Source organism: Candidatus Zixiibacteriota bacterium (assembly GCA_022865345.1).
Taxonomy (GTDB): domain Bacteria; phylum Zixibacteria; class MSB-5A5; order MSB-5A5; family RBG-16-43-9; genus RBG-16-43-9.
Map to the genome: position 1 here is coordinate 1 of JALHSU010000030.1, position 8,097 is coordinate 8,097.

Consider the following 8,097-nt stretch of genomic DNA (forward strand, 5'->3'; position numbering starts at 1 on the left):
ATTTTGGTGTCTTTATCATACTTATAGATCTGTTGATGCATTATAAATAACAAAATAATTATTACTCCTAATAATATACCGGCCAGCACCAACCAGGAATTATAATTTGTTTTTCCTTTTCTTATGGTTACTTGCTCTGTTGCTTGCACCTCTTTTTTGACTGGAGGTGCAGAAAAAGTGTCTTCTTTTTCCCTGACTTTTGATCCCTCAACTGAGAGCTTATTTAAAATCTCTTCAAAATTCAAGCCCAGGTAATCTGCATAGGCTTTGAGAAAAATCTTTTTGTAAAGCGGCGCAGGCAGAAGCTCATACTTCTCCTCTTCTAAAGCTTCAAGGTAAGACAGCTTTATCCGTATCTCCTCTGAGACCTGCTCTAAGCTTAACCCTTTTGCTTTCCTCTTCTCCTTGAGGAATGAACCTAAGTTTTCCAATTCCCCCTCGCTTAGTTTCTGATTTTTATCAAAAGCTCCTCTAGCTTTCTCAAGGGCAGACCGATGACGTTATCCAGGTCCCCCTCGATTTTCTCCACCAGGAAATTCCCCATCCCTTGAATCCCATAAGCACCGGCTTTATCTAAAGACTCGCCTGTGTCAATGTAATCTTTTATTTCTTTATCCTTTAGCTGGTTGAATTTTACTTTAGTGAGCTGATAACCGCTTAAGACTCTTCCCTTGTCCTTATCCACAAGCGAGATGCCGGTATAAACCTCATGCTCCATGCCGCTTAATTTCTTCAGCATTTTAAAGGCTTCATCCGAATCCTTCGGCTTGCCTAAGATCTCCCCATCTAAAACCACAATCGTATCCGCTCCCAGAATTATACTGTCCTTTACTCTTTTCGCTACACTCTCCGCCTTTTTCCTGGAAAGCCCTAACACATGTGAAACCGGGTCAGCTGAGATCTGCTCTTCGTTGATGTTTTCCGGAACTACGACCTCGAAATTTATCCCTGCTTTTCTCAACAGCTCTGCTCGTCGGGGAGAACTGGAACCTAAAACGAATTTTTTCCCATTTAAAAGTTTTGTAAGATCAGAACTCATAGTTTCACTTTTAATTCACCATTTATATCCATTCTTCTTAGTCATTCTGAGGGAGTCCAAATGGACGACCGAAGAATCTCCTTCAAGGTCAAGTCCGACAGATTCTTCGTCTCTACGAGGAGCAATGCCCGGCGTAGCCGCCGTAAGGCTTTTAACGGCCTGCGGACTCAGAATGACATCACGCAGGGGTTGATGTGAGCTCCACCCCTTGCGAATATCATTTCTCCTTACTATCTAAAATAAAAGTCACCGGACCATCATTGAAAATCTTAACCAGCATCTTAGCCCCGAAGATCCCTTGCTCAACCCTCAGACCTTTCTCTTTCAGATAATCTATGAATATCAGATAAAGCTTTTCTGCCTCTTTAGGTTCCATCGCTTCAGTGAAACTTGGTCTTCTTCCCTTTTTGGTGTCACCGTACAAGGTAAATTGAGAGATGACCAGGATTTCCCCTCCAACCTCCAGGACCGAAAGGTTCATCTTCCCCTCCTGATCCTCGAAGATCCGTAAGTTAGCACATTTATCCGCTAAGTAACCAACCTCCTTTTCGCTATCTCCTGCTGTAGCCCCAACCAGCAGAACCAATCCTCTGCCTATCCCTCCGACTATCTTTCCCTCAACCTCAACTGAACCCTCCCTTACCCTCTGCAGCACAACCTTCAAGATTACTCCTTGAACTGTTTAAGGAATAATTAATAGAAACATCCATATTTGTCAACAAAAAAAGCTTTTCTTAAAGTAGCGTCGGGTTTTACCTCCGACGTATTTACTATAGCGACTGGACTGTGGTGACAGGAGTTACCTCCTGTCGCCATTCTAATGCTGACTCGCTATGAGGTGGTAACACCTGACAGCACTAACTCCCTTCCTCCTGCCGGATGTTATCATCCAGCAGGTGAGTGGGCGGATGATAACATCCGCCCTGAGCAGAGGTCATCACACTTTTTTTGTATTCGGTAGACCCACATTGCCCTCAATGTGGGTCGATCATTTTACCTCTCCATGTAAGGAGATGTAAAGGGTGAGGTTTTTGTAGCGGAGACCTTCAGGTTTCCATATTCCCTGCTAAAAGAAAAATGGAAGGCTGAAGTCTCAAGACCTTGAGGCCTTCCGCTACACAACTACAAGCCCGACGTCAGGCTGTTATCCTTGATACTAGAAATCACTTCGATTTCTCTAACTCCGGCTCTTTTCCCAGATTCTTCAGCATAAACTCCGCATCATCTTTCAGGTCACTCTGGGGATATTCCTTTATGAATTTCTCAAAGGCTTCTTTAGCCTTGGGATAATCCTTCAACTGCTCGGAATAAACAAACCCTATTAAAAATGATGCCTTGTCCCGGTTAGAACTTGCAGGAAAGTATTTTAGAATCTCCTCGAAGACTTTAATGGCCAGTAGTGGGTCTTTCTGGTCCTGGGTTTCCTGAGCATAAGCAAAAAATTCCCTCTCCAGGTCAAATCCCGGATATTTTCTTACCAGTTTTTCCCAGACCTGTTTAGCTTTTTTCTGGTCATTTAAATTACCAAAATATACCATTCCCAGGTTGAAATAGGCTTTAGGAGCATCCGGGCTTTTAGGATAAGCCCGAATAAGCTGGTCGAAGATATTCACTGCCTCTTTATAATTTTTCTCCTCTAAGGCTTTCTTCGCTTCCTGATTCAAAACCTGTTCGCTTTTTTTTGCGCAATTAGACATTAAGACTGCTATCCCGAAGATGATCCCGATTAACAGAGTTACTTTTCTCATTCTCCTAGTATCCTCTTTATTTAAATGTCATTGCGAGCCCGTAGGGCGAAGCAATCCTTTTATCATCTAAAGATTGCTTCGTCGTCCATATGGACTCCTCGCAATGACGTACCCTTTCAACCAACCTTGCTAAATATAATCTCCTCCCCTTTCAAGTCAACTTTAATCTTATCCCCTTCTCTGAATTTTCCTTTCAAAATCTCATTGGCTAACGGCCGAGAGACATATCTTTGCATAAACCGTCGCGACCCTTTCAGGGTCGCATTGCGAGGCTGAAAGCCTCGCGCTACAATAATACTCCTCTAGTTGGTTCGGGAATTGGATTTCCCGAACCAATTACACATTATCTGCCATGACAATATTTATACTTTTTTCCACTACCACAAGGGCACTTCTCATTTCTTCCCACCTTTTCCCAAAAAATATGAGGATCTATTTCAGTAGACAAATCAGCATCCAAAGCTTTTCCAAAATCAGACTTCAATATTTTTGGTGCATTTTTGATAAAACATTCGTTAATTACTTCTTGTTGTTTTTTACTTATTTGTTGCAATGGTTCGAAAGCAACCCTTGCTCTATCAATTAAAAATGCAACAATAGATTCGTCACGAAGTTCTTGAGAAGTTACCAAAACACCATTACCATTTACAATTCTAGTATTGATCCACTTGCTTTTATCATAAGGAGTTACAAATCCAAAAATGACAAACCGGGAAAATTTTGCATATAATTCACAACATTCTTGATTCGAAACTTCAGTGGCATCAATAGTCCTTACCAGATATCGGTTTAAATTAACAACTGGCTGCTTATTATTTATGAGCAATTCCGTTAGAAATAAGTGAATTTCTGAAAATACAATAAGGTCTCCTTGTCCTAGTAGAAATTTCCTCCATTCATCTTCTGCTTTTATTAATTGATTTAAAAATAGGTAATTCTCCTTTTTACAACCAGGTAGATCATTAACCAAAATCCTCCAAAGAACTGAAACTAAAAAATACATCAACCTCTTGTCATAGCTAAATTTCTGCCTTCCTTCATTCAGATAGGGATAAAATATAGTTTTTGAGAAATAGGTCTCGGCATTGTTAAATAAACTCTCACAATCCTGGCAAAGTAAATATTTCTTAGTTCCATCCTGATACCGCATGTTAGGATTAATAGCTGTTCTTATATAGCCGCTACCAGTTTCTTTCATCCACTTATAAACAAATTTTGGAATGATGTGACTTTCTCTTATTTCACCTTTTTTACCGCATAATTTGCATCTTCCAATCATAACTTTAAAGACTCCGTGCGGGAATTCCAATTCCCGCACTAACGAAATCGAAAGGATATCTAAAAAAAGGCGAGTTTTCCTCGCCTTTATTATATCAATGCCACTTCAATCCAGCCCCTTTTCATTTAGATTTAGTTTCTGTTTTGCTGCTGCTTTTCTCCTTTTTATCTTCTTTGATCGAACTACCGCTTTCTTCCCTTTCTTTCTTTTTATATGATTCGCTCCGGTAATCAGTTGAATAAAATCCGCTACCCTTGAAGATAACCCCGCCTCCTGCGGAGATCAGCTTCTCCACCTCTCCTCCGCATTTGGGACAGGTTTTTACCGGCTCATCGGTCATCTTCTGAAATCTTTCAAAAGTGAAAGAGCATTTTCTACATTTGTATTCGTAAGTAGGCATCCCACTGCTCCTCATTTGGCAAATTTTTTCTCCGTATTCTTAGGCCGCTCAAACTTGACCTTTCCCTGCACCACTTCTTGCAAAGCTGAGGAGATAATCATTTCCATCCTGGGTTTATTTGCTTCCTCCCCACTTTGGGCTAACGCTTCCTCATCGTTCAAAATCTGATTTTTTCTCCTGGCGTGCTTTGCCGCCACGATGACAGCCTCAAAACGGTTAGCTGTGAACTTCCTGAAATCATCTTCGGAACTCTGATCCATCTGTTTTCTCCCTTAGTTTAATTAGACTCTCTTAAGGATTCAACCTTCTTCAGTTGACTACCTCATAATCCGCATCTACAGCCTTATCTTTTCCCTTTCCGGATTTCTCTTCACTTTTGTCCTGGCTTCCTGGATTAGCCTGGGAAGTAGATTTTTGATACATTTTAGATGCCGCCTCGTGCCAGACCGTGGTCAAAGATTCGGTTGCCGATTTTATCTCCTGAATGTCATTCTTCTTCAGAGCTTCCTTAACCCTGCCTACTGCTGATTCGACTTTAGATTTTGTCTCGCTATCCAGCCTGTCCCCGTATTCTTTCAGACTTTTCTCGGTCTCGTAAACCAGTTGATCTGCCCGGTTACGAATGTCGACCTCTTCTCTTCTTTTTTTATCTTCAGTCGAATGCACCTCTGCATCTTTGACCATTTTTTTAATCTCTGCCTCGGAAAGCCCGCTGGATGCGGTTATTCTGATACTCTGCTGTTTTCCAGTGGCTTTATCTTTGGCTGACACGTTGAGTATTCCGTTAGCATCAATATCAAACGTGACCTCGATCTGAGGAATCCCCCTGGGTGCTGGAGGAAGTCCAACTAACTGGAACCTTCCTATGGTCTTATTATCAATCGCCATCTCCCTTTCGCCCTGGAGCACGTGAATATCCACAGAGGTCTGGCTATCCTCGGCCGTGGTGAAGATTTCGCTTTTCCGGGTTGGAATGGTGGTGTTCCTCTCAATCAATTTGGTGAAGACTCCGCCCAAAGTCTCGATTCCCAGGGACAATGGAGTTACGTCTAACAAAACTATGTCTTTTACCTCGCCGCCTAAAACCGCTCCTTGAATTGCCGCCCCGACTGCTACCACTTCATCCGGATTTACTCCCTTATGCGGTTCCTTGCCGAAAAGCTTTCTGACTGTTTCCTGAACCTTGGGCATCCTGGTCATTCCACCCACAAGGACGACCTCGTCGATCTGGTCTGCGGAAAGCTTGGCGTCAGCTAAAGCTTTCCTTACCGGCTCGATTGTCCGTTCGATCAGGTCATCCACCAACTGTTCTAACTTTGCACGGGAAAGAGTCATATTCAGGTGTTTTGGTCCGTTGGCATCTGCAGTTATAAATGGGAGGTTAATGTTTGTCTCCATTGTTGTGGAAAGCTCCATCTTGGCCTTCTCACCAGCTTCTTTTAATCTCTGCAAAGCCATTGGGTCTTTCGAAAGATCGATCCCCTCCTGCTTTTTGAATTCAGAAACCATCCAGTCGATGATTCTTTTGTCAAAATCATCCCCACCTAAGTGAGTATCTCCATTAGTTGACCTGACTTCAAATACCCCTTCTCCGATTTCTAAGACGGAGATATCGAAAGTGCCGCCGCCCAAATCAAATACCGCTATCTTCTCATCTTTTTTCTTATCCAGACCATAAGCCAAGGAAGCTGCAGTCGGCTCGTTGATTATTCTCAAAACTTCCAGACCCGCTATTCTTCCGGCATCCTTGGTTGCCTGGCGCTGGGAATCGTTGAAGTAAGCCGGCACTGTGACGATCGCCTGGGTGATTTTTTCTCCCAGGTAATCCTCAGCCGTCTGCCTCATCTTCTGCAAAATCATGGCGGAGATCTCTGGAGGAGTATACTCTCTGTCTTCTATTCTAACCCTCGCATCACCGTTCGAACCTTCCACGACTTTGTATGGAACTGTTTTGATCTCAGACTGAACCTCAGAATATTTTCTGCCCATAAATCGTTTGATTGAATACACAGTATTCTGTGGGTTAGTAATAGCCTGTCTTTTGGCTATCTGACCAACCAATCTTTCTCCTGACTTGGTGAATCCGACTACAGATGGAGTGGTCCGCATCCCTTCGGAATTGGGAATAACCTTGGGGTCCTTCCCCTCCATGATTGCCACGCAGGAATTGGTTGTGCCTAAGTCTATGCCTATTATTTTAGCCATTTTATAACCTCTCATTATATCAATTTTTTCTTCAATGTCAAGCGTTTGTTTTCATATTTCTGCTGATTTTCCCGCCTTGAGGGCAAGTCCGAATTTGGATCCATAGAAGCGGGATTACCGCATTAGCTGGTAGACCCACGTTGCTAGCAACGTGGGTAAATCCTTTTCGTAAATTGATCTCGCGCAGCCGAGCCTTTAAGGCTCGGCACAGTAACAGGTCTTGATAAATCAAGCCCCTACCCATTTCGCATGTATGGGTTCGATTCATCGAACCCGCAATGCTGATTGTTGGTCTCTGACCAACAATCTTCCTTTGTTGGTGAGGATACCAACAAAGAGCAAAGCTCGTAGAGACGCATCGCATGCGTCTCTTTTTCCCTCTCCCTCTATGGGAGAGGGTTACGGAGAGGGTCACATCTTTACCCGCCTTGAGGGCAAGGCGGGGTTACCGGATTTCATTTCCCTCGATCCTCTCTACTTACCCCTCGCTACTTTTCCCATCTTCCTTTTTCCATTTTCCTTTTCTCGGATGAGAGTCGCACTACGACCTGTCATTCTGAGGGAGTCTCCGCCGAAGGCGGAACGACCGAAGAATCTCGCTTTTTTTTGAATTGTCAGATTCTTCGTCCCTCGGACTCAGAATGACAAGAAATCGGTAGACCCGCGCTCCCCCGACGCAGGTCTACCTTTCTCCCATTTCCATCTACCTTTAACTGACGTTAATCTGAATCTCTTTTTTCTTAGCCTCTTCGCTCTTTGGCAAAGTGACTTTCAGAACACCATCCTTGTAGGATGCTTTCACCTTGTCAGCCTGAACCGGAGTCGGAAGCGCAAACGACCTGGTGAAGCTGCCAAATCTCCTTTCTAACCGGTAGTAATTCTCTTCGTTCTTCTCTTCCTCGTATTCGGACTTCTTTTCGCCGCTCAAAGTGATGGTATGATCCTCAACTGAAAGCTTTATATCCTCTTTCTTGAAACCGGGCAACTCAGCAGTCAACACTATCTCGTCTTTGGTCTCTGCCATATCCACGTTCGGTGACCAGATTCCATCCCCTTCTTCCATCCATCTCATTGGCATCCCCTTGCCAAAGAAATCCTCAAACATCTTGCCCATCTCGTCCTGGACTGAGACCATCTCTTTCAAAGGTCTCCATCTTGTAATAGCCATCATACTCACTCCTTTCGTTTAAATTGGTTGATGGTTTTTTTTATCGTCTAACGTCTAACATCTTCCGTCTCCCGTCTTCCTTGTTTTTCTTCCGTCTCACATCTACCGTCTTACGTCTTACCTGTTTCATATCTGTTCATATATTAAGCAAGTTCAGTGCCAAAATATAAAATATTAATTAAGTGATTATTTCACAATAGGTTAACCTTACTGAAGCTTAGACCTGTAGAAATTGATAATGCCAGAATGACATTATGA

Annotated in this window: 9 protein-coding genes; all 9 read right to left on the minus strand. The window is 43.1% G+C overall.

Translation table 11 applies throughout. The features are described from left to right. The coding region (locus tag MUP17_01340) for a helix-turn-helix domain-containing protein (GenBank protein MCJ7457619.1) at positions 1 to 431 on the minus strand (431 nt) is incomplete at its 3' end. 11 nt (positions 432 to 442) lie between these two features. Continuing rightward, positions 443 to 1,039: a Maf family protein gene (locus tag MUP17_01345; GenBank protein MCJ7457620.1), complete on the minus strand. Its 597-nt coding sequence runs from the start codon at positions 1,037 to 1,039 to the stop codon at positions 443 to 445. Between the two features lie 217 nt (positions 1,040 to 1,256). Next, entirely contained in the window at positions 1,257 to 1,703 is a 447-nt protein-coding gene (gene dtd, locus MUP17_01350) for a D-aminoacyl-tRNA deacylase (protein ID MCJ7457621.1), read from the minus strand. Between the two features lie 499 nt (positions 1,704 to 2,202). Further along, on the minus strand, positions 2,203 to 2,787 hold the full coding sequence (locus MUP17_01355; protein MCJ7457622.1) for a tetratricopeptide repeat protein: 585 nt from the start codon (positions 2,785 to 2,787) through the stop codon (positions 2,203 to 2,205). Between the two features lie 343 nt (positions 2,788 to 3,130). Further along, complete coding sequence (locus tag MUP17_01360) at positions 3,131 to 4,066, minus strand: SEC-C domain-containing protein (GenBank protein MCJ7457623.1); 936 nt, start codon at positions 4,064 to 4,066, stop codon at positions 3,131 to 3,133. A gap of 121 nt (positions 4,067 to 4,187) precedes the next feature. Then, the gene (locus tag MUP17_01365; protein ID MCJ7457624.1) at positions 4,188 to 4,466 is read right to left on the minus strand and encodes a zinc ribbon domain-containing protein; all 279 of its coding nucleotides are present in this window, start codon (positions 4,464 to 4,466) and stop codon (positions 4,188 to 4,190) included. Between the two features lie 11 nt (positions 4,467 to 4,477). Further along, positions 4,478 to 4,726 carry a DNA-directed RNA polymerase subunit omega gene (locus MUP17_01370; GenBank protein ID MCJ7457625.1) on the minus strand — a complete coding sequence of 83 codons (249 nt, stop codon included), beginning with the start codon at positions 4,724 to 4,726 and terminating at the stop codon, positions 4,478 to 4,480. A gap of 49 nt (positions 4,727 to 4,775) precedes the next feature. Next, entirely contained in the window at positions 4,776 to 6,671 is a 1,896-nt protein-coding gene (gene dnaK / locus MUP17_01375; GenBank protein ID MCJ7457626.1) for a molecular chaperone DnaK, read from the minus strand. A gap of 709 nt (positions 6,672 to 7,380) precedes the next feature. Continuing rightward, complete coding sequence (locus MUP17_01380; protein MCJ7457627.1) at positions 7,381 to 7,842, minus strand: Hsp20/alpha crystallin family protein; 462 nt, start codon at positions 7,840 to 7,842, stop codon at positions 7,381 to 7,383. Positions 7,843 to 8,097: the final 255 nt, after the last annotated feature.

Coding starts and splice junctions, on each gene's coding strand:
- MUP17_01380 (MCJ7457627.1), bottom strand. CDS start 7,842: ATGATGGCTATTACAAGATGGAGACCTTTGAAAGAGATGGTCTCAGTC.
- MUP17_01360 (MCJ7457623.1), bottom strand. CDS start 4,066: ATGATTGGAAGATGCAAATTATGCGGTAAAAAAGGTGAAATAAGAGAA.
- MUP17_01365 (MCJ7457624.1), bottom strand. CDS start 4,466: ATGCCTACTTACGAATACAAATGTAGAAAATGCTCTTTCACTTTTGAA.
- MUP17_01345 (MCJ7457620.1), bottom strand. CDS start 1,039: ATGAGTTCTGATCTTACAAAACTTTTAAATGGGAAAAAATTCGTTTTA.
- MUP17_01355 (MCJ7457622.1), bottom strand. CDS start 2,787: ATGAGAAAAGTAACTCTGTTAATCGGGATCATCTTCGGGATAGCAGTC.
- dnaK (MCJ7457626.1), bottom strand. CDS start 6,671: ATGGCTAAAATAATAGGCATAGACTTAGGCACAACCAATTCCTGCGTG.
- MUP17_01370 (MCJ7457625.1), bottom strand. CDS start 4,726: ATGGATCAGAGTTCCGAAGATGATTTCAGGAAGTTCACAGCTAACCGT.